The sequence below is a fragment of the Echinicola shivajiensis genome (assembly GCF_018642165.1).
GTDB lineage: Bacteria > Bacteroidota > Bacteroidia > Cytophagales > Cyclobacteriaceae > Echinicola > Echinicola shivajiensis.
On record NZ_JAHHZM010000009.1, the window covers coordinates 158,437 to 184,826 of the forward strand.

The 26,390-nt window shown below is 40.0% G+C and carries 22 protein-coding genes; 11 read left to right on the top strand and 11 right to left on the bottom strand.

From position 1 onward, the window contains the following. Positions 1-53: 53 nt before the first annotated feature. Positions 54-2,513, bottom strand: a complete 2,460-nt coding sequence (locus KMW37_RS15590; RefSeq protein ID WP_215225574.1) for a TonB-dependent receptor — start codon at positions 2,511-2,513, stop codon at positions 54-56. A gap of 366 nt (positions 2,514-2,879) precedes the next feature. Here KMW37_RS15590 and KMW37_RS15595 point away from each other — a divergent pair, with 366 nt between their 5' ends. Next, a complete protein-coding gene (locus KMW37_RS15595; RefSeq protein WP_246581523.1) occupies positions 2,880-4,298 on the top strand; it encodes a sulfatase-like hydrolase/transferase in 1,419 nt (472 codons plus the stop codon). Between the two features lie 59 nt (positions 4,299-4,357). Here the strand turns inward: KMW37_RS15595 and KMW37_RS15600 are convergent, their stop codons facing one another. Continuing rightward, entirely contained in the window at positions 4,358-5,125 is a 768-nt protein-coding gene (locus KMW37_RS15600) for an META domain-containing protein (protein WP_215225575.1), read from the bottom strand. A gap of 143 nt (positions 5,126-5,268) precedes the next feature. Here KMW37_RS15600 and KMW37_RS15605 point away from each other — a divergent pair, with 143 nt between their 5' ends. From KMW37_RS15605 to KMW37_RS15635, 7 genes are all read left to right on the top strand, one after another. Continuing rightward, positions 5,269-5,838, top strand: a complete 570-nt coding sequence (locus tag KMW37_RS15605; RefSeq protein WP_215225576.1) for a Crp/Fnr family transcriptional regulator — start codon at positions 5,269-5,271, stop codon at positions 5,836-5,838. A gap of 58 nt (positions 5,839-5,896) precedes the next feature. Further along, positions 5,897-6,325 carry an SRPBCC domain-containing protein gene (locus KMW37_RS15610; RefSeq protein ID WP_246581524.1) on the top strand — a complete coding sequence of 143 codons (429 nt, stop codon included), beginning with the start codon at positions 5,897-5,899 and terminating at the stop codon, positions 6,323-6,325. Between the two features lie 17 nt (positions 6,326-6,342). Beyond that, entirely contained in the window at positions 6,343-6,822 is a 480-nt protein-coding gene (locus KMW37_RS15615; protein ID WP_246581525.1) for a YdeI/OmpD-associated family protein, read from the top strand. Between the two features lie 165 nt (positions 6,823-6,987). After that, entirely contained in the window at positions 6,988-8,352 is a 1,365-nt protein-coding gene (locus KMW37_RS15620; RefSeq protein ID WP_215225577.1) for a TrpB-like pyridoxal phosphate-dependent enzyme, read from the top strand. Positions 8,353-8,382: 30 nt separating this feature from the next. After that, positions 8,383-10,230, top strand: coding sequence for a sulfatase family protein (locus KMW37_RS15625; protein WP_215225578.1), 1,848 nt, complete (start codon positions 8,383-8,385; stop codon positions 10,228-10,230). Positions 10,231-10,249: 19 nt separating this feature from the next. Then, the gene (locus tag KMW37_RS15630; RefSeq protein ID WP_215225579.1) at positions 10,250-11,143 is read left to right on the top strand and encodes a LysR family transcriptional regulator; all 894 of its coding nucleotides are present in this window, start codon (positions 10,250-10,252) and stop codon (positions 11,141-11,143) included. Between the two features lie 78 nt (positions 11,144-11,221). Continuing rightward, positions 11,222-12,205, top strand: a complete 984-nt coding sequence (locus tag KMW37_RS15635; RefSeq protein WP_246581526.1) for a YeiH family protein — start codon at positions 11,222-11,224, stop codon at positions 12,203-12,205. Between the two features lie 234 nt (positions 12,206-12,439). Here the strand turns inward: KMW37_RS15635 and KMW37_RS15640 are convergent, their stop codons facing one another. The 3 genes from KMW37_RS15640 to KMW37_RS15650 all read right to left on the bottom strand — a co-directional run bounded on the left by KMW37_RS15640 (position 12,440) and on the right by KMW37_RS15650 (position 17,182). After that, positions 12,440-14,569, bottom strand: a complete 2,130-nt coding sequence (locus KMW37_RS15640; protein WP_215225581.1) for a protein-disulfide reductase DsbD family protein — start codon at positions 14,567-14,569, stop codon at positions 12,440-12,442. Positions 14,570-14,739: 170 nt separating this feature from the next. After that, positions 14,740-16,128 (bottom strand): dipeptidase, encoded by a 1,389-nt coding sequence (locus tag KMW37_RS15645; protein ID WP_215225582.1) that lies wholly within the window; start codon positions 16,126-16,128, stop codon positions 14,740-14,742. A gap of 118 nt (positions 16,129-16,246) precedes the next feature. Then, entirely contained in the window at positions 16,247-17,182 is a 936-nt protein-coding gene (locus KMW37_RS15650; RefSeq protein ID WP_215225583.1) for a hydrogen peroxide-inducible genes activator, read from the bottom strand. A gap of 267 nt (positions 17,183-17,449) precedes the next feature. Between KMW37_RS15650 and KMW37_RS15655 the strand changes: the two genes are divergently transcribed. Both KMW37_RS15655 and KMW37_RS15660 read left to right on the top strand, forming a co-directional pair. Next, positions 17,450-18,487 (top strand): ABC transporter ATP-binding protein, encoded by a 1,038-nt coding sequence (locus tag KMW37_RS15655; protein WP_215225584.1) that lies wholly within the window; start codon positions 17,450-17,452, stop codon positions 18,485-18,487. A gap of 114 nt (positions 18,488-18,601) precedes the next feature. Continuing rightward, positions 18,602-19,921 (top strand): Gfo/Idh/MocA family protein, encoded by a 1,320-nt coding sequence (locus KMW37_RS15660; protein WP_215225585.1) that lies wholly within the window; start codon positions 18,602-18,604, stop codon positions 19,919-19,921. A gap of 112 nt (positions 19,922-20,033) precedes the next feature. Here the strand turns inward: KMW37_RS15660 and KMW37_RS15665 are convergent, their stop codons facing one another. Continuing rightward, positions 20,034-20,507 (bottom strand): YcxB family protein, encoded by a 474-nt coding sequence (locus KMW37_RS15665; RefSeq protein WP_215225586.1) that lies wholly within the window; start codon positions 20,505-20,507, stop codon positions 20,034-20,036. Positions 20,508-20,814: 307 nt separating this feature from the next. Here KMW37_RS15665 and KMW37_RS15670 point away from each other — a divergent pair, with 307 nt between their 5' ends. Next, positions 20,815-21,045 carry a hypothetical protein gene (locus KMW37_RS15670; protein ID WP_215225587.1) on the top strand — a complete coding sequence of 77 codons (231 nt, stop codon included), beginning with the start codon at positions 20,815-20,817 and terminating at the stop codon, positions 21,043-21,045. On the opposite strand, the gene KMW37_RS15675 is transcribed toward KMW37_RS15670, so the two are convergent. The 5 genes from KMW37_RS15675 to KMW37_RS15695 form a co-directional block, all read right to left on the bottom strand. Continuing rightward, positions 21,042-21,458 carry a Fur family transcriptional regulator gene (locus KMW37_RS15675; protein ID WP_215225588.1) on the bottom strand — a complete coding sequence of 139 codons (417 nt, stop codon included), beginning with the start codon at positions 21,456-21,458 and terminating at the stop codon, positions 21,042-21,044. The two genes, KMW37_RS15670 and KMW37_RS15675, sit on opposite strands and share 4 nt — an antisense overlap. Positions 21,459-21,622: 164 nt before the next feature. Further along, on the bottom strand, positions 21,623-24,112 hold the full coding sequence (locus tag KMW37_RS15680) for a zinc-dependent metalloprotease (RefSeq protein WP_215225589.1): 2,490 nt from the start codon (positions 24,110-24,112) through the stop codon (positions 21,623-21,625). Positions 24,113-24,430: 318 nt separating this feature from the next. Further along, positions 24,431-25,249 carry a TPM domain-containing protein gene (locus tag KMW37_RS15685; RefSeq protein WP_215225590.1) on the bottom strand — a complete coding sequence of 273 codons (819 nt, stop codon included), beginning with the start codon at positions 25,247-25,249 and terminating at the stop codon, positions 24,431-24,433. After that, on the bottom strand, positions 25,230-25,664 hold the full coding sequence (locus KMW37_RS15690) for a TPM domain-containing protein (RefSeq protein WP_215225591.1): 435 nt from the start codon (positions 25,662-25,664) through the stop codon (positions 25,230-25,232). The genes KMW37_RS15685 and KMW37_RS15690 overlap by 20 nt, the downstream gene beginning before the upstream one ends. Before the next feature lie 53 nt (positions 25,665-25,717). Then, the gene (locus KMW37_RS15695; RefSeq protein ID WP_215225592.1) at positions 25,718-26,308 is read right to left on the bottom strand and encodes a LemA family protein; all 591 of its coding nucleotides are present in this window, start codon (positions 26,306-26,308) and stop codon (positions 25,718-25,720) included. Positions 26,309-26,390 lie beyond the last annotated feature (82 nt).

The following is a 26,390-nucleotide window of genomic DNA, read 5'->3' on the forward strand; positions in this document are numbered from 1 at the left end:
ACTTCCAGTGATTATCTGGAAGTTTTGTACTTTATTGAGGTAATGTTTTAAAGTTAGAAAACATAAGAAACAGTCGTCATTACATTTCTAGGCGCCCCAGGGAATGCTCTTAAGTAGTCATATCCCCCCACCCAATGTTTTTTGTCCAACACATTGTTGATATTCATCTGGATCTGGAATTTTTTCATTTTGTAATAGACCGCAGCATCTACTAATTGATAGGAAGGAAATACTGGCGGTTCTGCCGTTGATCCCAAAGAACCATATCTTTCCGTAACGAAGTTGGTTCCCAGGCCAAAACCAAGCCCTTTGAAGGAACCTTCTCTAATGATATATTTGGTCCAGATATTACCCGCATGCTTTGGAGCATTTGGTTTTTGTCTTCCGATCAGGTTTTCATCATCACTTTCTTCTATAGTAGCCTCATTGAAAGAGTAGTTGGCTACCAAGCTCCAGTTGTCGGTGATTTTTCCAGCAAGATCCAATTCAAATCCTTGGGAAACATCTTTGCCAGTTTGTACCAATAAATCAGGGTTTCCAGCTTGATTGGCATTGTACAAGGCTCCTTTTTCAGTAAGGTAATAAAGGGCTACCGAGGCACTTAACCTACCCTCAAACCAATCACTCTTTGCACCAATTTCCTTTAATTCACTGGTCAATGGATCAAAAGGTCCTCCTGCGAGAGGGTTGTTGATCACGCTGGCTGTCTGAGGCTGATAACCTTGGACATATGTACCATAAAGGTTGATGTTTTGATTGAGTTCATAAACCAATCCCACTCTTGGAATCAAGGCGTTTTGGGTGACTTTTTCTTCATCTTCACTTTTGTAGTTCAGTACATCTGTATAGTATTCTTGTCTCAAGCCCAAAAGTACTTGTAGTTTACCAATGGTCGCTTGTTCCTGAATATATATGCCATTGGAATATAGCTGGGACTGAGCGAAAATGTTGGTGCTGTATAAGTACTTGCTAATATCCCTGATCTGGTTGGCAAATGGGTCAGTCAGGTCAAAATGTGGCACTACAGGTATAGGATTACCATCAGCATCTAATGCATATTGGTCTTTATTAACAGGATTATAGGAGTTTATGGCACTACTGCGATCAGCGTTCCAATAGCCTCTTGCTTGTAATTGTGACCCTCCTGGGTGAAGCACTTGTTGGAAGTAATCATAGCCGAAAAGCATTTTGTGGTTGATACTTCCTGTACTGAAATTATAGTTGAAGTAGTTATTGAAATTATTATTGCTCCAGCTTCTTTTTCTGATCGACATTCTCATCTCCACTTTTTCTGGATCTAGGCTACCGTCGCCAAGTGCTGCATATTTATTATTGCTTCGGTGTTCCAATAGGTCCTCTTGATAATTAGACCTCATATAGATGGAATTAAAGCTTAACCCTTCTGTAAATTCATGACGAAGAGATATAGTTGCATTAACACTTTCTTCCTTCAAATAATCGTTTGCAGCATTCAGGGCCTTGGTAATAGGAACAGAATATAAATCCCCATCTCCAAATACTGCTTGTCCTCTGTCCAATCTACCGTCTGAGTTTTGGTATACGATGTCCAGATTAAGCCTGGTTTTATCAGAAGGAAGGAAGGAGAAAGAAGGTGCTACCACCAGGTTTTTGTCATATTGTAGGTCACGGAAGTTTCCGGAATTTTCATAACCCAAGTTTAGACGGTACAGCAAGGTCCTGTCTTCAGTCATTGGGCCGGTAAAGTCTCCTAAGACCCTAAAAGTATTGAAACTGCCAACTGTTGAAGTGATGGATTGTCTGGATTCTGTCAATGGCTTTTTGGTTACCCTGTTGATGGTACCTCCAGCAGATGCATTGCCAAAAAGTGCAGAGGCAGGGCCTTTGATGACTTCCACTCTCTCAATATGCGGGATTAATTGTTGTTTCCAAAAGCTGGTAAATGAGCGCATGCCATTTACCAAATTGCCCGAAATATCCTGTCCCTTGATACGATGACCTCGGATGGTAATATCGTTATAGAAAGTAAATTGGTTAACACCACTTATGTTTTTTACTACATCGTTTACCCTAAATGCCCCTTGGTCCAATGCCAGTTCCTTGGTTACATAGCCAATGGATTGGGGAACATTTTTTATCGGAGTAGAGGATTTAGTGCCGATAAATGAGTTAGTGTTTTTATAACTGGTTTCAGCTCTCCCCAAAATTTCAACTGTTTGGAGTTCTAACTCGCCTTCACTAAGGCTTATATCAATTTGAGTGGTCTGACCAGAGCTAATTTGTACTTGCTTGGTCAATGTCTCATAGGCAAAAGAACTGAATTTAACAGTTTGTGGGCCAACGGGAACATTATCGAAATGAAATGTCCCATTTTCATCAGTTAAAACACCTAAGTCAGTTCCTTCAATAAGGACATTGATATATTCAATCTTTTTTCCATTTTCATCCGTCACAGTTCCCTTTAATTGACCTATTTGGGCCATTACAAAGGAACTTAAACAAACAAATAGGGTGAAAAGTAAACCTTTTTTCATCTTAGATTCTATTTAGACTAATTCTTAATGACGGCAAAATTAAACCTGATTTGCTTACCCAACAAGGATTTACTGGTTTTATTTAGATTTATTCTTATTAAGGATAGCGAGTGATTATATTTAGAAATTTTCAGGTTGTAATTTTATGTTCTGAATTTTAGGTCATTAGCGCTTTATATTTGTCTGATAGAAGTGAATTCTTTTCAATTTATTTTTCTCAGGGTTTTAGGAGAAAGAAGTGTTATTAAATAAAAAGCTTATGAAGCATTAAATGGAGGAACTGTAAAGTCGTAGTTCTCATTTGATTATAAATAAACTTGATTAAATTCGGGACACAATAATCCCCGATTTATTATTTAATCACATATGATGAAAGTAGTTTTACCAAAAGTTTTAATCTTGTCAATGGCTATTTGTTTGGTCAATTTTCTTTGTTTTGCGCAAAAGAAAAATTTTAAAACAAGCCCCAATATTATCATTGTTTTGGCTGATGACCTTGGCTATAATGATGTGAGTTTTAATGGATCGACTGAAATTCCAACACCAAATATTGATAGAATTGCCAATAATGGCGTCAAGTTCACCAATGGATATGTTAGCTACGCAGTGTGTGGTCCCAGCAGGGCAGGCTTGATCACTGGCCGTTATCAGGGAAGGTTTGGCTTCAGCCGTAATCCGCTGTTTGCACCCAATGATCCCAATCAGGGTCTTCCCCTTTCTGAGGAAACTATGGCTTCTACTTTGGGCAGGGCTGGTTACAAAAGTTTGGCCCTTGGCAAGTGGCATTTGGGCGCACATGAAAGTCAAAGACCTTTGAAAAGGGGCTTTACTGAGTTCTATGGATTCCTTACTGGAGGGCATTACTATTTTCCTGAAGACTTGACCTTAAATGATATTTCAGAAATAGAAAGTCAGTATGCAGCCTATAGAACCAAGCTTTTGAGAAATGACAGCAGAGTGGATGAAAAGGAATACCTTACTGATGCTTTTTCAAGGGAAGCAGTGGATTTTATTGGAAGAAATAAGGACAATCCCTTTTTTATTTATTTGGCCTATAATGCGCCACACACCCCGCTTCAGGCTACGGAGAAATATTTAAGTCGATTTGATCATATAACCGATAAGAAAAGAAAAACCTATGCGGCCATGGTTAACGCTGTGGATGATGGTGTAGGTAGGGTATTGGATAAATTGGAGGAATTAGGCATCAGTGAAAATACCTTGGTATTTTTCTTATCAGATAATGGCGGGCCAGAACCACATAATGCCTCCGATAATGGGGCCTTGCGTGGGACTAAGGGATCCCTTTGGGAAGGCGGTATCAGAGTGCCTTTTGCCGTACAATGGCCAGGAACTATTCCTGCATCGCAGGTATATGACCATCCAATTATCAGCTTGGATATTTTTGCCACTGCGGCAGAGCTTGCCAATGTAAAGCCTAAAAACAAATTGGATGGTGTGAATTTGGTTCCTTACTTAACCGGAAAAGAGAAGGGAGAGCCGCATAAGTCCTTAGAATGGAGAATGTATGATAGAAAAGCCTATGCCATCCGTAAAGGTGATTATAAACTGGTGAATGTAGATGGTGAAAAGGAAATGCTTTTCAATATTACTAATGATATTGGAGAGTCCACTCCATTGGAAGAAGGGAAAACAGCAATAGCCATGTTAAAATCTTTTAATAACTGGCTGAGCATGCTTATGGATCCAGTTTTTCTAGGTCTTAAGGATGACAGCAAATATAATGAACTTCATCCTGATCGATTTGATTTGGAGAAGTATTAAATAATAAAGGGGAAATGGTATATACCATTTCCCCTTTATTATTTTTATGCCTTTTTATCTTAATCAATCTTTTTAAACACCAATACTGTTTCATGATTGCTTAATGTAAGAATGCCTTCTTCAATTTGATATTCATATTCCTGATCATTGATTTTAGAAGTAAAGATTCCTTCTTGTTCCATTTTTGGGCAAGCCATCATGGTAGAAAGTGCTTTTCCGAATTGGATTTTTTGATCTCCAAAACTGAAAGAACCATTTATCCTATTGCATCCGCCAAATCCGTAAAAGCGATTTTCTTTGAGGTTGAATTCCATATTTGGTGCCTTAGCTCCTTCAAAAAGGTTTTCCCCATTGATACTTTCCAATGCCCATATATCATTAAGCCTGTAGTCACCCTGGTAGTCTCCACAGCCGCGGTATTGCTGATAATCCGTTTCAGATGTCAATTTGGTTTGAATACTTACCTGGTAGCCAAATTCGTTGTCGGCCATAGTATCTTGGCATTTACCTTTGATGATGGTTACATATAGGCTGCCTTTTTCTGTTTCTGCTCTATAGCTGATTCCATTCACATCCTGGATTCGGATTGCTTCTGGAACCGGAGTGCTGATTTCGTAACCTGAAAGGGTATTGAATACCATTCCTTTTTCAAAATCAATTTTCAAAGACCAGAAAGGCTCATTGCCAGTGGCTTTGAAATCAATATTATAATCTTTGTTTTGAGCCATCGTTTCTTGATTGCTTTCACTTTTTGATGGAAGATTCTTTTTGGAGCAGGCTACCATGCCCCAAAGGCAGAAAAAACTTAAATAAAGTACCTTTTTCATAATGCTAATTTTGTCTTTTTTACCATACGCAAATCTCGATCCAAACGCTACGACATAATTGTCATTGATCTTATAAAGAATGTTAAATAAGTGAGTGACATCTTGGTTTGCTTCTGCTAATTTTGAACAAATCATGTTTCTATATGACTGAACTTCAGCAATACCTAAAATACTATTTTGAGATCAGCACCAAAGACCTAGACCTACTCGCTGATCAATTTAAATTTGAAAAACTTTCAAAAGACGATTATTTTTTGTCAAAAGGCCAGCTTTCTACTAAGTTAAGTTTTATTAAAAAAGGGCATTTGAGAGTGTTCGACTATGTGGATGGAAAGGAAGTCACCCAATGGATATCCTCCCCAGGAGATTTTATTACGGACTTGGGGACTTTAGTTTTTGGGGAGGCGGCTAGGCGTAATATTCAGGCTTTGAATGACTGCGAGCTTTATACTTTAAGTGAAGATAGGTATAAGCGTCTGGGAGATATTATTCCTGCCTGGCAAGAATTGGAGAAACTATTTATTGCCAAATGTTTTATGACCCTTGAAGACCGAGTATTTGGTTTTTTGTCCATGACAGCAGAGGAGCGCTTTCAGCAATTGTTCCAGTATAAAAGGGAGCTGTTTAATGAGGTTCCCCTCCAATATTTGGCTTCAATGATGGGAATGAGCCCTGAAACCTTAAGCAGGATTCGAAAGAAGATGAATTCTTGATTTATATCAAGAATGGAATGGATAGCTTTGATGAACTTTGGGCATATCAAAAGTTTAGATGATGAAGATTACTACCCAAATTCAGATCAATGCGCCAGTACAAAAAGTATGGGAAATATTAATGGATTTTGATACTTATCCACAATGGAATCCATTCGTTAAAAGCCTTGAGGGCGATATCAGGGAAGGTGGGAGTATAAAGGTCAAATTACCCGGCATGACATTTAAGCCCATAGTCCAAGTTGTTAGTCCAAATAAGGAATTCAGATGGCTAGGTCATTTGTGGATAAAGGGATTGTTTGATGGGGAGCATTGCTTTCAGTTGGAGGAGTTGCCAAATGGGGCTACAAGGTTTATCCACAATGAAAATTTTAGTGGAATATTGGTTGCTTTGTTCAAAAAACAATTGCTTACAAAAACTAAGCTTGGCTTTGAGGCCATGAATAAATCCCTTAAGACTCGGGCAGAAGCCAAGGCCAATTTGTAAATTTATTGGAAGTTTATATGACACAAAGAATTATGGAAGTGGCATTAATTGATAGAGAATATTTATTGGAGAAGTTTCCAGGAAAGGGTGGATGGACCTATGCGGCGATTCCAGAAATAAAGCCCGCCAAACATCAGCATTTTGGTTGGGTCACCGTTAAGGGTTCTATTGATGGTTATGAGTTAAAGCACTATAAGCTGATGCCTATGGGGAATGGAGAACTATTTCTTCCTGTAAAGGCAGCTATCAGAAAGAAGATCAAAAAGGAACCAGGGGACTCTGTCAGGGTGATTTTATACCTTGATGAATCTCCATTAGAAATTCCAGATGAATTAATGGACTGTTTTGGAAACGAACCCAAAGGGGCTTTAGAGAAATTTAGAGGGCTTTCAGATGGGAATCAGAAACGATATTTGGATTGGATTTATTCTGCCAAGAAGGAAGATACAAAAGCTGATAGGATTGCTCAACTGATGGAGGAAATGTTAAGGGCTTAATTTGGAGTGCAAAGAATATTTTGAGGTGTTGTTGCTGACTTGTCAATGATTTGCTTGTCAACACTAAGAAGCTAGTATTTAGTGATTTTTTTAGCCATAGTCTTTTCTTTTATTTCTATATTTAATCCTTTTGAAAAATTCATTCACAATAACCAAAATGATCGTATGAAAAACCGTAAAATACTGCTGAGTGAAAGTGAAATTCCGGACAAGTGGTATAATATCATTGCTGATATGCCCAATAAACCGCTACCACCGCTTCATCCTGTGACCAAAGAGCCAATTGGTCCTGAAGCATTGGCAGACTTATTTCCTGAAGAACTTATCAAGCAAGAAGTGACTACTGAAAAGTGGGTGGATATTCCAGATGAGGTAAGAAATATTTATTCCATTTGGAGACCAACGCCAATGTATAGGGCCTATGGCTTGGAAAAGGCTTTGGATACACCTGCTAAAATATATTATAAATATGAAGGTGTGAGCCCATCTGGTTCTCATAAACCCAATACTGCTGTTCCCCAAGCCTACTATAATAAGCAGGCAGGCGTAAAAAGAATAACTACTGAGACCGGTGCAGGACAATGGGGCAGTGCCTTAAGTTTTGCTTGTAAGCACTTTGATATAGACTGTGAGGTATATATGGTGAGGTTGTCCTATGACCATAAGCCCTATAGAAAGGTGATGATGAATACCTGGGGAGCAAAGGTTTTTCCATCTCCATCTGAGGCTACAGAAGTGGGCAAGAAGATTTTGGAGAAGGACCCTAATACTTCAGGTTCTTTGGGGATTGCCATTTCTGAGGCCATTGAACGCGCTGTAACAGATCCTGAAACTAAATATGCTCTGGGAAGTGTGCTCAACCATGTAAAGCTTCATCAGACTATCATTGGCCTGGAAGCTGTGAAGCAAATGGAAAAAGCAGGAGATATGCCGGATATTGTGATTGCACCTTTTGGAGGTGGATCTAATTTTGCTGGATTGGCCTTTCCTTTTTTAAGGCTGAATTTGGAGGAAGGTAAAAATATCCGTTGTATTGCCAGTGAGCCAACTTCCTGCCCTAAATTGACCAAAGGGGTTTTTAGGTATGACTTTGGAGATAATGTGGGAATGACACCACTCTTACCTATGTATACTCTAGGGCATAATTTTGTTCCTGCGCCTATCCATGCTGGAGGTTTGAGATATCATGGTGCAGGGGTGATTGTAAGCCAATTGCTTAGAGATCAATTGATAGAAGCGAGTGCCCATGATAATATAGAAGTATTTGAAGCTGGTGTAACTTTTGCCCAAGCTGAGGGGATTATTCCAGCGCCAGAAGCAACGCACGGAATAGCCACAGCTATCAAAGAAGCTAAAAAGTGCAAGGAAGAAGGCACCTCAAAAACAATTCTTTTCAATCTTTGTGGTCACGGTAATTTTGATATGAAGGCCTATGAAGATTATTTTGCAGGAAAAATTGTTAAGCATGAATTAAGCGATGAGGATATCCAAAAATCCCTAGCTGAATTAGATACCCCTTTGATCTCATAATTTTTATTTCCATCGCCAAAACAAGTAACAATGCCAAAGAAGATCACCAAAATAAGCCTAGTATTCATTCTTGGTATTTTCCTTACTAATCTGACATTTGGACAAAATCGCCCAAATATAGTGTGGATAACTTCCGAGGACAATTCTAAGCATTACCTTTCCCTATATGATGAAAATGGGGTCAACACCCCAAATATTGCGGCCCTTGCAGAAAAAGGATTGATCTATGATCATGCTTTTTCCAATGCTCCTGTTTGCAGTGTGGCCAGGTCTACCCTGATTTCAGGATGTTATGCGCCGAGAGTGGGGGCTGAATTTCATCGGGAGCTGAAAAAAGTCCCTTTGCCCAATGAGCTAAAGATGTTTCCCACCTACCTGAGAGAGGCAGGTTATTATACTACCAATAACTCAAAAGAAGATTACAATTTCATCAAAAATGAAGGAGTTTGGGATGATTCTTCGAATAAAGCCAGCTATAAAAACCGGGAAGATGGCCAGCCTTTTTTCCATGTGTATAATATTGCTTCTACGCATGAGGGAAGTTTGCACTTTGGTGAGAAGGCAATGCAAAATGAGCCATTGAGTGAATTGCCTAATCCAAAAGAATTGGATCCACATCACCCAAAGACTGATTTGTTTGAATACACCAGAGCTAGGTATCTCTCCAAAATTCAGGGCATGGACCAAAAAGTAGGAGAATTGGTTGCTGAACTGGAGAAAGAGGGATTACTTGATGATACTTTTATTTTTTACTATGGAGACCATGGTGGGGTCATGCCTGGAAGTAAGGGCTATTTATACGAAACCGGACTGCATGTTCCCCTAGTTATCCACATTCCTGAAAACTTTAGGGAAATGGTTACTTATCCACAGGGTAGTCGAGTGAAGGAGTTTGTGAGTTTTGTGGATTTCGGACCAACAGTCTTACAGCTTGCAGGTGTTGATATCCCTAAGGAAATGGACGGTAGGCCATTTTTAGGATTGAAAAAGGCCTATAAAGAAAACAAAGCCTATGGGTATGCTGATCGATTTGATGAAAAATATGATTTGGTGAGGTCCTTAAGGAAAGGCAAGTATAAATATATCCGAAATTATCAGCCTTTTAATTTTGATGGGCTCATGAATAACTATCGCTATAAGCAAATGGCCTATAAAGAATGGTGGGAGTTATACAAAAAGGGAGAATTAAACGAGACCCAGGCTGCCTTCTTTGAAGGAAAACCCGTCGAGGTGCTTTATGATTTGGAGAATGACCCTTATGAAACCCATAACCTGGCCAATGACCCAATGTACAAAGAGGTATTATTGGACCTTAGAAAGGATTTGCAAAAATGGGTAAAGGAAATGCCGGATTTATCCTTTTATCCAGAGTTCTATTTGATCAAGAATGCCTTTGATAACCCAGTTGAGTTTGGGAAGCAGCATCAATCTGATATCAAGTCCTATGTGGATATCGCTGATTTGAGTTTGGAGGAATACCAGAATGTGGATAAGTCAATTAAAAAGGCTTTGTCCGATAATGATCCTTGGAAAAGGTATTGGGGGATAATTGTAGCCAGTAGCTTTGGGAAAGAAGCCCTTGGCTTGAAAGATACTATTGATTTAATGGCCTCCAATGACCCGGAAATGATGGTGCGTGTGCGTGCATTAGAATTCTTGGGACTTAACGGTTTGGCTAATCCTGTTGAGGAAATGACCAAGGCTTTATACCAATCTAATGACGGTACCGAGGCGCTTTTGATCATGAATTCCATCGTGTTGATGCAGGATGGGGAACATCAATATAAGTTTGAGATTGATTCCAATAAGATTTCAGAGGAAGTAAAAGAAAACGAGGAAGCCCAAAGAAGATTATTATATCTGACCTCAGGTTCTTAAAAAGCCTTACCTTCACTTTATGTTTGATTTTAGACTTCAAGTGTTTCATACGGTGGCCAAGCGGCTTAATTTCACCAAGGCTGCGGAAGAATTGTATATTACCCAGCCAGCCGTGACGAAACATATCCGCCAGATTGAGGCTCATTATAAAGTAAAACTTTTTGATCGGCAGGGAAGTAAGATTTCACTTACTCCTGCCGGCCATTCCCTGTTTGAGTATGCAGAACAGATTTTTGCGATATACCGTAATTTGGAGTTCGAGATGAACAATTTTGCCCAGTCCCATCGGGGATTGTTGAGGATTGGGGCAAGTACTACTGTAGCGCAGTACCTTCTCCCTCCAATTTTGGCCTCTTTTCATGATAAATTTAAGGATATCAAGCTTAGCTTGACCACTGGTAATACCGAACAAATAGAACGTTTGCTTCAAAATCAGGAAATTGATCTGGGAGTAATAGAGGGACATTCAAAACAGACCTTGTTCAAGTACACCGAATTTATCAAAGACGAACTTTTGTTGATAGCCAGAACTGGCCATCCAAAAGCTAAGAAGGGAATCATTTCAAAAGAAGAATTACTGGAGACATCTTTATTATTAAGAGAGCCTGGATCAGGAACTTTGGAAGTAATAGCCCATGCCCTCAGGCCGCTGGGTATAAAGCTTGGGCAGCTCAAGAAGGAAATGCAATTGGGAAGCACAGAGAGTATCAAGCGGTATTTGATGAACTCCAATGCCATGGCTTTTTTATCAGTATTCACGGTGTTAAAGGAGCTTGAGAATAAAGAATTCACGGTGATTGAAATGGATGAATTGAATATAGAGCGTTATTTCTTTTTCATACAGCCTCATGGGCAAGGGGATTCTTTATCCGATTTATTTATGAAATTTGCCTTTCATTATAACCTCAGGTAATCAGTCATTGCTAAAAACAATTTCCATAAGTGATTGAATTGCTTCAACTTTGTTTCATCCCAATTATAGGTAATGAGGATGGAAAGAAGCAATCATATCGGCACTAAAATTATCGGATTCCAAAGATTTTTGGATCGGGCAATTAGCTTAAGGCAATTGCTGTTTGTTTTGGCTGGGATTATCTGTTTGTTTCCATTTGTATCGGCATCCTTTGCTTTATTGTTGGGTTTGGTATTTGCATTTTTTGTCGGCAACCCGATTGGGGAAAGTGGGCAAAAGGTGACCGATTATCTATTGCAGTTGGCAGTGGTGGGTCTTGGCTTTAGCATACAAGCTCCAGAAGCCATTGCTACGGGGAAACAAGCTTTTCCACTTATTTTGACAGCAATCCTAAGTACGCTGGTTCTTGGATTGGTAATAGGAAGAATTTTTAAGTCAGGCCAAACACTATCTTTTTTGATTGCTGCGGGCACAGCCATTTGTGGAGGAAGTGCCATTGCCACAGTGAGCCCTGTTATCAAGGCCAAGCAGAGTGAGGTGACCATTGCTTTGGGCGCTGTATTTGTTTTAAATTCTTTGGCCTTGTTTATATTTCCCTTAATAGGAGACTTCTTAGGACTAAGTCCTCAACAGTTTGGAATTTGGTGTGCCATTGCCATTCATGATACCAGTTCAGTAGTTGGCGCAGCGAGCCAGTTTGGAGATCAGGCCTTAGCCGTTGCGACCACTTTGAAATTGGCCAGGGCAATGTGGATAATTCCTGTTGCACTGATCGCTGCCGTTGTGTTTTCTAAGAAGACCAGCAAGGTAAAGATTCCTTATTTTATCGGGCTATTTGTAATAGCAGTATTGCTCAATAGTTATTTGCCCGAGCTTGTCACGATCAGATCTTATATTGTTAGCCTTTCGCATGCATGCATGTGTCTGGCGATATTTCTGATAGGAAGTAGCTTGTCCAAGAAAGTGCTTTTCAGCGGTGGGCCTAAAATATTGTTGCAGGCCAGCTTGCTTTGGCTAGTCATAGGATCTGCTACTTTATGGGTGATCATTAAATTTTACTAATATGATTTCAGTTTTCACACCAGTAACCTTGTTTCTCACGGATTCCACAGATTTGCACTGATTTAATTCATCATTTCAGTAAGATCTGGGCCATCTTTGAGTAAATGTATTGAAGATTCAACATTACTGGTGCAATAGCGGATATACAGATTTATTAATTACCACAACTCCATATACAAAAAAAAGGTGCTGAATTGGTTTTCAGCACCTTGATTTTTGATGTTTTGAATTGACTTATTTTTCAAATTCAGCCTTGGCTTTGTCTAGAAATTCGATAAAATTCTGCGGATTGGTATCATAGGCTTTTGGTCTTATCAACATGTTTTCTTGATTATCCAAAATGACATAATAAGGCTGTGCATTATTATTGAACCGTGTGATCTGGAAATCAGCATTTTGCTTGCCAATGGTTTTCTTTACCTTATTATCATATTCAGAAGTATACCATTCTGATTCTGGAAGTTCAGTTCGTTCATCGACATACAATGCCACCAAGACAAAATCATTTTTCAATCTACTGAGTACTTCTGAGTGAGACCAAACCTTGGCTTCCATCTCTCTACAGTTGACACAGCCATGGCCCGTAAAATCTATGAAAAGTGGCTTGTTTTCTTGTTTTGCAACACGCAGGGCCTGATCATAATCAAAATATCCCTGCAGGCCATGTGGCCAATGCAGCAAGTCAGCATACTTTGGCGCTTCGGTCATTGCACTTTCTGAAATAGCTGCCCCTTTATTTTCACGGATCAACTTTTCCAAATTAAAATCATGGGTAGCCATTGGGGGGAGGTATCCGCTAAGTGACTTAAGTGGAGCTCCAAATAATCCCGGAACCAAATAGATCACAAATACAAAGGTGATGGTTGCTAGCAATAATCTAGGTACACTTAAACTCTCTAAAGGGGAGTCGTGCGGTAACCGGAGTTTGCCCAATAGGTAAAGTCCAAGTAGGCCGAAGATTACGATCCAAATGGCCAAATAAATATCCCTGTCCAATAATCCCCAATGATAAACCTGATCGGCTACACTTAGGAATTTGAAGGCAAGGGCAAGTTCAAGAAAGCCTAATACCACCTTTACTGAATTTAACCATCCCCCAGATTTAGGAAGGCCATTCAACCATTCAGGGAAGATAGCAAAGAGGGTGAATGGTACTGCGAATGCCAATGAAAAGGCAAACATTCCAAGGATTGGCTTTAGAATTTCTCCACCTGCAGATTCAATCAGGATGGAACCGACAATAGGGCCGGTACATGAAAATGATACCAATACTAATGTAAAGGCCATAAAGAAGACACCTGTCAAGCCTCCTTGGTCAGCTTTGGCATCCATTTTATTGACCAAGCCACTAGGTAAAGTGATTTCAAAAAGGCCTAAGAAAGCCAATGCAAAGAAGATAAATACCAAGAAGAAGAAGATGTTCGGCAGCCAGTGTGTGGATAACCAATTGGCAAATTCAGGACCTTGGATGGCAGCCACTAAGGTTCCCGCCAAAGTATAAATGACAATAATGCTGAGCCCATATATAAAGGCATTTCTAATTCCTTGAGAGCGACTTTTGCTTCTTCCTGTAAAGAAGGTAACCGTCATAGGTATCATTGGGAAAACACAAGGTGTCAGGAGCGCCGCTAAGCCTCCTAGTAAGGCTGCGATCAGGAATGGCAGCAAGTCTGTGGCATCACCTTGTTTGCCTTCAGGATCGCCTGTAAGGTCAGTGGTTTGCTTTTTGGTTATTGATGGTTCTGTAACAGTCTTTTTCTTAACGGGTTCTTTTGTGATTTCAATTAGTGTTGTTGTTTGATCGGATTCTTTTTCCGGTTCTTCTATTTTATTATCCTCTACCTTTTTTTGTGATACGGCGTTTTTAGGAGTGGATTTCGTTTGACCTTCCGCTGTCATGTTTTTACTGAAATCCTCATCATAAGGCACACATTGCCCGGTTACATCTGAGCACATTTGGTAGCTTACTGTGGCATTTACTTTAACTTGTTCGGCAGTGATCTTGATTTTTTGCCTAAACTCGCCTTTGCCAGTAAAATAACTTACTTCTCCTTCCCAAATTTCATCCATTTTCCTTTTGGGCTTGATGGGCTGAAGCTCGCCTACTTTTTCGAGGCCTTCAGAGCCTTCCAAGCTTAGCTCTGTGAGCATAGGTCCCAAGTCCGGATCAAAGTCATTGGAATAGATATACCAATTTTGTGGAATTTCTGCCTTAAAAATCAGTTCTATTTCTTCTCCAACTTTGACTGATTGCTCAGATAGGGATAATTCCCATTTTGGTGGCTGGATAATCTGTGAAAAGCCACTTACACTTAGTAAGCATAAAATGAAAGCAATACGGAATGATTTTTTCAATGTGCTCATGCGTCATTAATCAATGGATTGATTACTAAAGGCAAACCTGTGTTTATAAGTTCCTAAAAACTAAAACCACAAGGTTTTCCTGCAAGGTTAATTTCTAATTCTTTCTGGAATCTCGAAATTAAACCAACGCAATATAATCCTTGTGGTTTCGAAGACTTTATAATTTTCCTTTATTTATTGGAAAGTTTTTTGAATTCTTTGAAATACTGAACAATGGTCTCAATTCCTAGCAAGTAATTGTTTACCCCATAATGTTCGTTTGGAGAGTGGATAGCGTCCGTATCCAAACCAAAGCCCAATAGAATAGGGTCAAGGCCCAATTCCTCTTGGAAAAGGGAAGTGATGGGCACTGATCCCCCTTCTCTGGTAGGAATGGCCTCTTTACCAAATACTGTTTTGATAGCTGCTTCAGCTGCTTTGTATCCTACAGAATTGGTAGGAACCACCGCTGGTTTTCCTCCATGGTGAGGCGTTACTTTCACCTTCACAGAATCTGGAGCCAAAGATTCGAAATGTTTTTGGAACAGTTCAGCAATTTCATGGTGGTTCTGATGAGGTACCAGTCTCATGGAGATTTTTGCATAGGCTTTTGAAGGCAATACGGTTTTGGCCCCTTCACCGATATATCCACCCCAAATACCGTTTACGTCAAGGGTCGGCCTGATTCCGGTGCGTTCCAAAGTGGTAAATCCCGCTTCACCTTCTACTTCCTTAATGTCCAGTTTTTTCTTATAGTCATTGAGGTCAAAAGGCGCTTCATTCAATTTTTTCCTGTATTCATCAGAAAGTTGTTCTACTTTATCGTAGAAGCCTGGGATGGTGATCTTTTTGTCTTCATCCTGAAGTTGCGCAATCATCCTGCAAAGCACATTGATAGGATTAGCTACTGCACCACCATAGGTACCGCTGTGAAGGTCACGGTTAGGCCCAGTAACTTCTACCTGCATATAAGCTAAGCCCCTTAGTCCCACAGTTACAGATGGGGTGTCCAAGGAAATCATACTGGTGTCAGAGATCAGGACGACATCAGCTTCCAGTTTGGCTTTATTTTCTTTGATGAAATTTTCTAGATTATCAGATCCCACTTCTTCTTCCCCTTCAATCATGAACTTCACATTGCAGACCAACTCGTTTTCGGCCATCATGGTTTCAAAGGCTTTAACATGCATGTAAAACTGCCCTTTGTCATCGGCAGAACCCCTGGCGAAGATGGCTCCCTCAGGGTGTAATTCAGTCTTTTTGATAACTGGTTCAAAAGGGGCAGAGTCCCAAAGCTCATAAGGATCCGCAGGCTGAACATCGTAATGCCCATAGACCAATATAGTTGGGAGAGCTGGATCGATGATTTTCTCTCCATATACCACAGGATAGCCTGGGGTTTCACATATTTCTACTTTATCAGCGCCGGCGTTGATCAGGCTGTCCTTTACATAATCAGCTGCTTTAAAGACATCGGATTTGAATTTTGGATCAGCACTTACTGAAGGAATGCGAAGCAAATCAAACAGTTCGTTGAGGAATTTTTCCTGATTCCGCTGAATATATTCTTTAGCTGCCATATTTGGGATTTTTATTTTAATATGAGAAAGCTCAAAATTACACTATTAATAGAGGAATTCCAGCCAAGTACTCATTTTCCAATAAATTAGCAGATTATGTACTTCCAAAAACTGTATTTCAGTATTTGAATTTCACAACTTTTCCATGTGCCTTAGAAGTCATATTGACGGGGATGGAAGCTGTAATTTCATTATAAAGTAGTTCTACCAACCTTTTTTTGAGAAAGCTTCGGTTGAGAATGATACTTACTTCCCTGATGGGATCTTCTCCTGAAAATGGGCGAAGCCTGGTTTTTTCCTCCTCACTAAGTTCGTATGTGGCCAGTTCGGGCAATAGGGTAACTCCTTTATAACGGTTGACCATATTTTTTAAGCCTTCCAATGATCCACTCTCGTAATGGAAGTTCATTCGCTGGAATTTACTTTGTTCACAAATATTGAGCACTTGATCACGGAAGCAATGCCCCTGTTGGAGCATCCAAAAATCATCCCCCATGAGGTCTTCTACCTTTACTTCCTTATTGGCTAGTAATTGATGTCCTTTTGATAGATAGGCGTAGAATTTTTCATAAAACATGGGCTTTTCTATAATGCCCTGTTCTTCCAAAGGAGTGACTACAATGCCTAAATCCAGTTCGTCATTTCGGAGTCTTTTGATAATTTCTTCTGTAATCAGTTCTTCTACCTGAAGCTGGACATTGGGATACTTCTCAATGAAGTTTCGGATAAAAAGGTGTAGGAGATATGGGGCCAAAGTAGGAATAATCCCCAGTTTGATTACTCCGCTGATATTTCCCTTAAGCTGAGCTATAAGCTCATAGATGCCCTTGCTTTCAGAAACGACCTTTTTGGCCTGTTCGATCAATTGTGAGCCGATCTCAGTTGGGATTACTGGCATCTTTGAGCGATCAAAAATCACCACATCCAGTTCTCCTTCCAATTTGTGGATTTGGGCACTCAAGGTGGGTTGGGTCACAAAACAGGCTTCTGCCGCATGTCCAAAATGGCGGTGCTTATCTACTGCCAAGACGTACTCCAATTGCTGAATGGTCATATCATAAATGCTTTATGTAGCGCGTAAAAACTAGCTGCAAATATATTAATTTTTTCTTTTTATTTAGACTTGATTTAAATAAAGGTTGTGAAATAATAAATTTGCATAGAATTTTGACCCAAAAGTCCGGTTAAAGGTCAATTTAACGCCAATATTTAGTTTTAAGTGTACCTATACCAAATTTTCCTTTTAAATTTACTGGAATGGCTAATGAAAGGAACAGCCCACTTTTTTAGTCGCAACGAAACTTTGAAGCATTAGTAAAGCATGAACTTACTCTCCCTTCACGACATTAGTAAAAAATATCCCCAATCCAAAGGAAATTCCCTTCAACACATTGACCTTGATGTAAAGGAAGGAGAGATAATAGCCATTGTTGGAGAGAATGGTTCCGGGAAAACGACCTTATTGAAATTGATCGCAGGTTTGGAGCATCCGGATAAGGGAAGGATTACTTATGCTGGGCAAACTATCGTAAATGGAAAGATGGCCACGCCAGCGAATCAGCGTGGAGTGGGGGTGATTTTTGAGGATTATGCTTTGTTTCCCCAAATGACACTTTTGGAAAATGTCCGTTGTGCCCTTCACCAAAAGGAAAAGAATGCCCGAAATATTGCCAAGGATAGTCTGGCACTAGTGGGACTGGAAGATAGCTTTGCTTTATATCCTCATCAGCTTTCCTCAGGCCAAAGGCAAAGGGCAGCATTGGCCAGGGCTTTGGCTTCCAAGCCAAAATTGTTGTTATTAGATGATCCCTTTAGAAGTCTGGATACCCGATTTAAAAATGAGATCAGTGAGGACCTGATTGATATTGTAAAAGGTAGTGGAGTTACGGCAATTTTAGCTAGTCATCACGCGAAGGATGCCCTTTCTGTGGCAGATACCATCGCTATTTTGCACAAGGGCAAGTTACAGCAAGTAGATAGCCCTGTGAATATCTATAAAAATCCAGCCAATGCCTACGTCGCCAATTTCTTTGGTAAAAGGAATGAAATTCTAGCCACTCCAACAGAGGATGGTTTTTATTGCGGCTTTGGTTTTATATCTGATGAGCAGTCCAAGAATTTTACTGAGAAGGTAAAAATCCTGTTCAGGTCCGAGGATGCGAAAATAAAGAAAAATTCTGAACAGCCACTAAGTGGTGAAGTGGCGAGGACATTGTACTATGGAGACCATCAAATTGTACGTCTGGTAGATGATGAAGGTAAGCAGATCAGTATAAAAGCCGCTCCCAGAAGGAATTTTGAAAAGAACGACCGGTTATTTTTTACCATTGACAAATATGAAATAGAAGAAGCCTTCTAAAAATAGCTTGTATGGGCAATTATTAATTTGAATTGGGTCATCTGGGTTTGCTAAATCAAAACTGGGAATGTATTTTCAACAAATACAATTTACTCAACTAGACCCAAAACCATCATGCGTAAAAAAGATTCCTCGCATTTTTCAAGAAGGAAATTCATGGGGGCTTCCCTATTAAGTGCTGCAGGCCTTTCCGTTATTCCACAGCTTAATTTTGCCAAACCAACTTCAGATTTAAACAGTTTGCCAGAGAGCAGTAAAGTTCGTTTGGGCTTTATTGGGATGGGAAGACAATCCTATGGTATTTTGAAAGGGATGATTAAAATTCCTCAAGTGGAGGTGATTGCAGGCTGTGATGTATATGGTGTCAAAAGAGAACGTTTTCAGCATGAAGTGGCTAAGCATTATGGCAAGATTCCAGGGGACATTCCTGTTTATGAAAATTATCAGGACCTACTGGAACGGGATGATATCGATGCAGTAGTTATCGCAACTCCGGATTTTTGGCATGCGATGATTGCCATTGATGCTTGTCACGCCAAAAAGGACATTTACTTGGAAAAGCCATTGACCTTTACAATTAAAGAGGGTCAGGCACTAGTAAAAGCTGTTCGTGATAATTCCATTGTTCTGGCAGTCGGTAGTCAACAGCGATCCGAAACAAATTTTCAATATGCAGTCAGAATGGTCCAGAAGGGGCATATTGGGAAGATTACCCATGTGAAAGCCAATGTCGGTCAACCGGAATCTCCCAAGCCTTATGACTTGCCTGAAGAAAGTATTCCCTCTGACTTGAACTGGAAGCTTTGGCTGGGGCCAATAAAGCCAGTGCATTATAATGCTGATTTAAATCCACCTATTACGGTTGATCCAGTTCAAAATGAACAAGTATGGGGAGCTTGGAGATGGTATGAAGAAACCGGTGGAGGCTTGATGACCGATTGGGGTGCGCATATGTTTGATATTGCCCAATGGGGGATCAGTATGGATAAAAATGGGCCGGTAGAGATCATTCCACAAAAAAATGGTAATCCATTAACCTTTACATATGCCAATGGCATTGTGATGACAGCAGAGCCTTTTGATGGTGACACGAGAGGAGTTAAGTTTTTTGGAGAGAAAGGCTGGATTCAGGTCAGCAGGGGTGGATTTAAATCTTCAGACCCAAGCTTAAAGGTCCCTGATCAAGAGCAGAATATTTCCGAGGCGCCTGCCCATTATGTGGATTTTATCCAAAGTGTAATTAGAAGAAAAGACCCTATTGCTAATGTAGAGATTGGGCATAGTACCTGTACTGTTTGCTCTCTTGGGAATATTGCCAATAAATTGGGTAGAACATTGCATTGGGACCCTAAAGCGCAAGATTTTCACTATGATGTAGAGGCCTCAAGTATGTTGCACTACGATTACGAGAATGGCTATGAGCTGAAGTCCTAAAAGGACCGAAAAGAATAGAATCAAGGTGGTTCTTCTAAGTTTAAAGCCTAGGTAGAGCACCTTTTTTATTTGGTCAAAAAAGAAAAGGACCAGCTTGTGCCGGTCCTTTATATTAATTGATATATCCTTTTCTTTTTAAAATTGTTTCTACAAACTTTCTTTCATTTTCAGTGTTGAAGATTTTGAAAGGAAGATGTATAAATTGAGCTTTTGACATTACCAGTACAAATGCGTCTTTGGTGATTTCCACTTTTTTGATCATTGACCAGTTGATGGGCATGCCCTGTTTGGTATTGATCTTCATCATGATCTGACGGCTGTCGATTTCGTAAGCAAGCTTTTCAAACATCACTTTGTTCTGTTCCATCTGACTTACTCCTGCAAATTGGATCACCCAAAAAAGGATATAAAGCACATAAGCCAAAATGGCCATGCTGATCCACCACCAAGAAGGAATCCAGAAGTATCCACAAGCAATAGCCACAGCGATCAATATGACCCACCATTGATCTTTCAAGACATTTACTAAACCCATTTTTACGTAGGTACCTGTTTCTAGCTTGTATTTTTTTGTTTTTACAATCATGGCATTAGTTTTTCGAACGGCAAATATCCGATGATATGAGGTATTTAACAAGTAGATTGGGAAATAGCGGGGATTTTTTTCCTGTTGGGGGCAAAAAATAGGCTGTTTGACAAAGGAATCGCTGGTTTTTTAGCAGTACTGGATTTTTCAGTTCCTTCTTATTTCCAGTCGAAAATTTTCTTGAGAAGGGCTTGTGACAATAAAAAATTGATATCCAAAAAAATCTATATGAATAGTAAAATGATGTGTGTCAGCTTATTGACTTATAGCGATATTTCTTGTAAATTATCCTAAACAAATAATTATTATGAGCAGTCTAACCATAGATATGATTTTATGTGGAATAGCTTACGTGCTGCTTGTGTATTTTATTGTTACTATGTCACGTCCACCTTTTGGAAAAGGTAGAAATAGGGGAGATGATGGAGATGGGGGAGTAGAAGATAGTTCACCACCAAAGATTGATTTACCTCCAGGAGTAATTTGGCCTACAGATGGTCCAAAAACTAAAAAACCTGGGCCTCCAATGGAAGTTTAGCTGCATTTGTTGCAGGTGCCATGCACCAATAGACTTTTTTCCTTTACGATATAACCTTCAGGTAGGCTAATAGATGGCAGTGCAATTTCAGCAATACACTGGGTTTCTCCACAAACATCGCATTTGAAATGCACATGTTCGTGATCATGATGACTTTCAGAAGCGTCATGATGGCAAAGAGCATATTTGGTTACCCCTGTATCATCTAATACCTTGTGAATGATATCACTCTCCAGAAATGTTTTTAGGGTGCGGTATATGGTAACCCTGTCAAAGTTTTCCTTTAATGCTTCCTCAAGATCAGAATGAGACAGTGCAATGTCCTTTTTTAAAAAAGCCTTGAGCACATCTCTTCTGCAACTAGTGATACGAAGTTGATTATCTTTGAGTATTTCAGCAGATTTTGAAGACATATCTAAATTTAGGTTTTCAGGATTACCGGGCTAAAATTACAAGAATTTAATGGATTTAACCTAATGATACATTATTAGGCTTGGTCCAAAGCTTATTTATATTTTGAAAACGAAAAAAGGGGAACACATTGTTCCCCTTTAATACATTCCATTTAACTAGATCATTACTTTGGGTCCAAAATGGCATCAATCCTGGCCAATAAATCTTCCAAGTGGATTTTGGAAACTTTATCGGAGGTTCTAGGGATGGCAGCCTTGATCATCCTTTGTAAGGTTTTTAGTTCCGCTCTAACAATTGGTCTAATATCCGATTGGGAAGCATTGATCTGTTTTCCATATCCTGATGCTTCTCCTTTCAATAAGTATTGGAGCCTTTCAATAAGGGCACGCTGAAGGCTTCTTCTATAGACATCTATGGCTTTGCCTGCAGATAGTTCAGTCCATATTCCAGCTCTCAAATCATCAAATAGGTTCAGCATATTATAGGCTTGATCACCATTGAGGGCTGTATTTTCAATTACCCTTGCCAGTCTGCCCCAGTCGAGGATACTCGTTAAGATTCTTTCCTGAGCACTGCGAATCCTGTCCGTATATCCAAAATCCTCTGTCCTTTCTATGATTTTGTTGTCAATTAACCATTCTGGAGTCTGGAATAATTGATCGTTGAGGAATAAAACAGCCGCTTTTTGCGTGTCTTTATCCACATGAGTATAGATAGCTTTGTCCTGTCCTGCAGAATGGTAAACTTCATAGACTCCACCTATATTGGTACGGACATGCCCCATATATCGGTTGAACTGTGTAACCACTTGCCCATACATTTCTTCCAAGTCCTGGAAGTTCTTAAATGGCTGATCATCCTCTGCAGACCAATCAATTAGATTGGGCATGATCCTCTTTAGGTTTTTAATGCCATATTCTGAGGCTTTCATGGCATTGTCTCCTAAATCCTCGTTTTGGGCACTAGGGTCATAGGAATTTCCTTGGCGACCATATCGGTAAAGTGGATCATCATTTTTTGACAATATCCATTTATCCAAAGTGCTTTGTTCATCCTCTGGGGTTTGGGCATCCAAGATAGGTCTGTAACCCCAGGCAACCGCATATTTGTCATAAGGGCCAACATTTGGAAATAAACTTACATCCTTGTCCTCAGGCTGGGCGATATAGTTGAACCTGGCATAATCCATAATGGATGGTGCTGTGCCAAATTTTTGGGTAAACTCAGCGCTTCTTAAAGAGTCTACAGGGTAGGCATAGGAAGATGCAAAGTTATGGGGAAGTCCTAAGGTGTGACCTACTTCGTGTGCAGAAACAAAGCGGATCAACCTGCCCATTACCTCGTCTTTGAATTTTACACCTCTAGCATCTGGGTTTACAGCAGCAGTTTGTACGAAATACCAGTTTCTGAGTAAATTCATTACATTATGGAACCAGCCAATATCAGATTCAATGATCTCACCCGATCTAGGATCGGAAACGTGGGGCCCATAAGCATTTTGGATATCCGAAGCGAAATAGCGGACTACTGAGTATCGGGCATCTTCAGGACTCCAGTCCGGGTCTTCCTCTGGACTTGGGGCATACTTGGCCTGTATGGCATTTTTAAAGCCTGCTTCTTCAAAAGCTACATTCCAGTCTTCTACACCTTGTTTGATAAATGGTGCCCACTTTTCAGGGGTAGCTGGGTCAATATAATAAACAATTGGCTTTTTAGGCTCAACCAATTCACCTGCTTTGAATTTTTCAATATCTTCTTCTTTTACCTCAAGCCTCCAACGATCCAGGTAAGTTCTTTTTGCTGCCTTTTGGGCATCTAAGCCATAGTCCTGAACGGTAGTGGTGAACCAGCCTACCCTTTGGTCATGTAGTCTTTGCTTCATTGGTTCTTTTGGAAGCAAGACCATGGAGGAATTCATTTCAACTGTAATTGATCCCATGCTACTGTTGGATGGTGGCTCAGAAGCCTCATAGGTCATTACATAGCGGTTTTCAATATTAATAGGGTAAGGACTGATTCTCTCTATATAGGATTTCTCAGTACTTAACCTAGAAACCTTATAAGCTTTCCTTCTATATTCAGGAAGGCCAATGGTCTTAATGTCTTTAGAAAAAAGATCTGTCACCTCAATGACTACACCGCTGCTATCCTTGGCGATGGCCTCAATATCAAATTTGTAAATGATAGGCTCAAGGTTCGAGTTTTTCACAGCATGATAAATTGGGAGTGAATCGGCTGCCGTGTTATTATAGGATACTTTTTTAAGTAGAATATCATTTCCTTTTCGGTCCCAACGTACCACTTGGGTGTTGGCACGCTCACCACCGTAGCCCATGCCATCTGCAGTTTTGGCAATGGTCGTAACAACGAGCATTTCACGCCCCATGAGGCTATCAGGAATTTCATAATAGTACTTTTCTTGAATCTGGTGTACCGTAAAAAGTCCATCTTTGCTCTTTGCTTCCTCGGTGATTACCTTGGAATAAGGCTTAATACCGTTTTTGTCTTCTTTGGGCTTAGGAGTTTCTGTTTCGGCTTTTTTATCTTTTTTCTTTTTGCGTTGGGCAAGGGCTTCATCACTGTGAAAGATAGCTCCCAATGCCAGGGAACAGATCAATAGCCCCCTGAGAAAATTGGGGTGGAATTTGTTCATATATACTTAGATAATTATAATTTGTTTATAAATAAACTCAGCTTATTTATAAGAAGGGAGTAAAAATAGAAAAATTATATAAATGGTAGGGCTGTAGACTTCTTTGTTTTAAAATGGAGATTTTATGTTTTAATATGACACGGTTCTTACACTTGGTATGCTTGGATCTATAAAAAAGAAGTGCATAGCTTTATCAAGAATATGTGGTAATCTAAGCGCTAATGGAATTCCCTTTTAATGAGGGTGTAATGGTCATTAATAAAATAAAAAGGCTGCTATATTAATTTCTAGCAGCCTTTTAAAATTTTCATTTGTTGATTACCAACTTCCTCCAGCACCTCCGCCGCCGAAGCTTCCGCCTCCGAATCCACCGCCCCCGCCAAAGCTGCCGCCACCACCGGAGAAGTTTCCGAAACCACCGCCTCCTCTGCGGCCTCCGCCAAGAAGGTTCATCAGCATCAATGAGGTGAATAGGTCAACGCCGCCACCTCTGCCACCCATGTGGTTATCATTGTCGTTTCTGTTTTTTAGCAGTGGAAGAATAACAAATACCACTATAAAGAAAAGGACGAAGAAAATGGCCCCGCCATGATTTCCTTTTTTCTCAATATCTTCAGCATCATACTCACCACTAGCCAGTTTGATGATCATGGAAGTGGCTTGATCCAATCCGTCATAATAGGCTTCCCTCTTGAATGAGGGAACTATGACATTGTCTACGATTCTTCTGGCCAAGGCATCCGGAACAGCACCTTCCATACCATAACCCGTGGCTATAAATACTTTTCTATCTTTCATGGCAGCCAAGATCAACAGCCCATTATCCTTTCCATCTTGTCCTATACCCCACTTTTCTCCAAGTTGAAAGGAATAGTCGCTGATGTCATATTGGCCCACAGAGCTTAAAAGCACGACGGCAATTTGTGTCGATGTACTATCATTATACGCTACCAGTTTACGCTCAAGAGCAGCCTGCTCAGAACTGGACAGGGTATTGGTGAAATCGTTTACCAGTTTTGGCGGATTGGGTCTTTCAGGGAAATCCCCTTGGGCCATCAGCAGGTTGGTAAATAGAAAAAATATGAGGGTGAATAGAGGGGATTTCTTGGTAAGCATATTATCCAAAGGAAATTTCATCGGAGAGTTCATTTTCATCTGTATCAGGATCATAGGGGAAATGTTCTTTCAAGGCTTTGCCGGACATTCCTATGCCAGTAACCAATCCTTCAGTGTAATTTCCCTGTTTAAAATATTCGAGCATTTTTGTTTTAATACCCTCCCAAAAATCGTCAGGAACTAAAGCATTGATCCCGCCATCTCCAAGAATGGCAAATTTATGATCCTCTACAGCTAGATAAAATAATACTCCGTTTCTAAGCTTGGTTTTGTGCATTTTGAGCATAGCAAATACATCTGCTGCCCTGTCCAGTACATCTTCTTTGCAATGATTTTCCAGATGTACTTGAATTTCGCCACTAGTTTCCATTTCTGCAGCTTTGATGGCTGCAATGATCTGGTCTTTTTGTGCTTTTGTGAATAACTTTTCGGCCATGCCATATATTTTGGCTGTCCGGAATATTTTCCCGGACAGCTGAATGAGTCAATTTAGAATTCTACGCTTGGTGCATTTTCTGCTCCCTCAGTGGCTTCGAAATAACCTTTTTTATCAAAGCCATACCAGCCAGCAAAGATATTGTTTGGAAAGGTTCTAAGGTTGGAATTATAGGATTGTACGGATTCGTTAAAGTTCCTTCTGGCTACCGCAATTCTGTTTTCTGTGCCTTCTAGTTGGGCCTGCAAATCCAAAAAGTTTTGATTGGCCTTTAGGTCAGGATACCTTTCTACTGCCACCAGTAGCCTGCTCAAACTTCCGCTTAATTGGTCCTGAGCTTGTTGGAACTGGGCAATTTTTTCTGGTGTTAATTCATCTGCATTGATATTTACTGAGGTAGCTTTCGCTCGGGCTTCAATTACTCCTTGCAAAGTTTCCTGTTCAAATTCTGCATAACCTTTTACAGTATTGACCAAGTTTGGAATCAGATCTGATCTTCTTTGATATTGTGTTTCCACTTCGGCCCATTTACCGTTGATGTTTTCTTCTGTTTTCACAAATTGGTTGTAAGTACCTACCGCTTTGGTGTAGACAAAAATACCTACTACTGCAATAATAAGAATTGGAATAATCGCTTTTTTCATAGTTTGTGTTAAATCTGTTACACGAATTTAGATATAATCACGCAAAAGAACCTCTAGGGTTTGGGAAAATTCGATAAAGGTC

Excerpts from the sequence above, each read along its gene's own strand:
- KMW37_RS15615 (WP_246581525.1), top strand. The coding sequence starts at position 6,343 with ATGACACAAAGAATTATGGAAGTGGCATTAATTGATAGAGAATATTTA.
- KMW37_RS15695 (WP_215225592.1), bottom strand. The coding sequence starts at position 26,308 with ATGAAAAAAGCGATTATTCCAATTCTTATTATTGCAGTAGTAGGTATT.
- KMW37_RS15680 (WP_215225589.1), bottom strand. The coding sequence starts at position 24,112 with ATGAACAAATTCCACCCCAATTTTCTCAGGGGGCTATTGATCTGTTCC.
- KMW37_RS15645 (WP_215225582.1), bottom strand. The coding sequence starts at position 16,128 with ATGGCAGCTAAAGAATATATTCAGCGGAATCAGGAAAAATTCCTCAAC.
- KMW37_RS15685 (WP_215225590.1), bottom strand. The coding sequence starts at position 25,249 with ATGAAATTTCCTTTGGATAATATGCTTACCAAGAAATCCCCTCTATTC.
- KMW37_RS15665 (WP_215225586.1), bottom strand. The coding sequence starts at position 20,507 with ATGATTGTAAAAACAAAAAAATACAAGCTAGAAACAGGTACCTACGTA.
- KMW37_RS15605 (WP_215225576.1), top strand. The coding sequence starts at position 5,269 with ATGACTGAACTTCAGCAATACCTAAAATACTATTTTGAGATCAGCACC.
- KMW37_RS15635 (WP_246581526.1), top strand. The coding sequence starts at position 11,222 with ATGGAAAGAAGCAATCATATCGGCACTAAAATTATCGGATTCCAAAGA.
- KMW37_RS15675 (WP_215225588.1), bottom strand. The coding sequence starts at position 21,458 with ATGTCTTCAAAATCTGCTGAAATACTCAAAGATAATCAACTTCGTATC.
- KMW37_RS15610 (WP_246581524.1), top strand. The coding sequence starts at position 5,897 with ATGATGAAGATTACTACCCAAATTCAGATCAATGCGCCAGTACAAAAA.
- KMW37_RS15655 (WP_215225584.1), top strand. The coding sequence starts at position 17,450 with ATGAACTTACTCTCCCTTCACGACATTAGTAAAAAATATCCCCAATCC.
- KMW37_RS15630 (WP_215225579.1), top strand. The coding sequence starts at position 10,250 with ATGTTTGATTTTAGACTTCAAGTGTTTCATACGGTGGCCAAGCGGCTT.
- KMW37_RS15620 (WP_215225577.1), top strand. The coding sequence starts at position 6,988 with ATGAAAAACCGTAAAATACTGCTGAGTGAAAGTGAAATTCCGGACAAG.
- KMW37_RS15595 (WP_246581523.1), top strand. The coding sequence starts at position 2,880 with ATGATGAAAGTAGTTTTACCAAAAGTTTTAATCTTGTCAATGGCTATT.
- KMW37_RS15670 (WP_215225587.1), top strand. The coding sequence starts at position 20,815 with ATGAGCAGTCTAACCATAGATATGATTTTATGTGGAATAGCTTACGTG.
- KMW37_RS15690 (WP_215225591.1), bottom strand. The coding sequence starts at position 25,664 with ATGGCCGAAAAGTTATTCACAAAAGCACAAAAAGACCAGATCATTGCA.
- KMW37_RS15640 (WP_215225581.1), bottom strand. The coding sequence starts at position 14,569 with ATGAGCACATTGAAAAAATCATTCCGTATTGCTTTCATTTTATGCTTA.
- KMW37_RS15590 (WP_215225574.1), bottom strand. The coding sequence starts at position 2,513 with ATGAAAAAAGGTTTACTTTTCACCCTATTTGTTTGTTTAAGTTCCTTT.
- KMW37_RS15650 (WP_215225583.1), bottom strand. The coding sequence starts at position 17,182 with ATGACCATTCAGCAATTGGAGTACGTCTTGGCAGTAGATAAGCACCGC.
- KMW37_RS15625 (WP_215225578.1), top strand. The coding sequence starts at position 8,383 with ATGCCAAAGAAGATCACCAAAATAAGCCTAGTATTCATTCTTGGTATT.
- KMW37_RS15660 (WP_215225585.1), top strand. The coding sequence starts at position 18,602 with ATGCGTAAAAAAGATTCCTCGCATTTTTCAAGAAGGAAATTCATGGGG.
- KMW37_RS15600 (WP_215225575.1), bottom strand. The coding sequence starts at position 5,125 with ATGAAAAAGGTACTTTATTTAAGTTTTTTCTGCCTTTGGGGCATGGTA.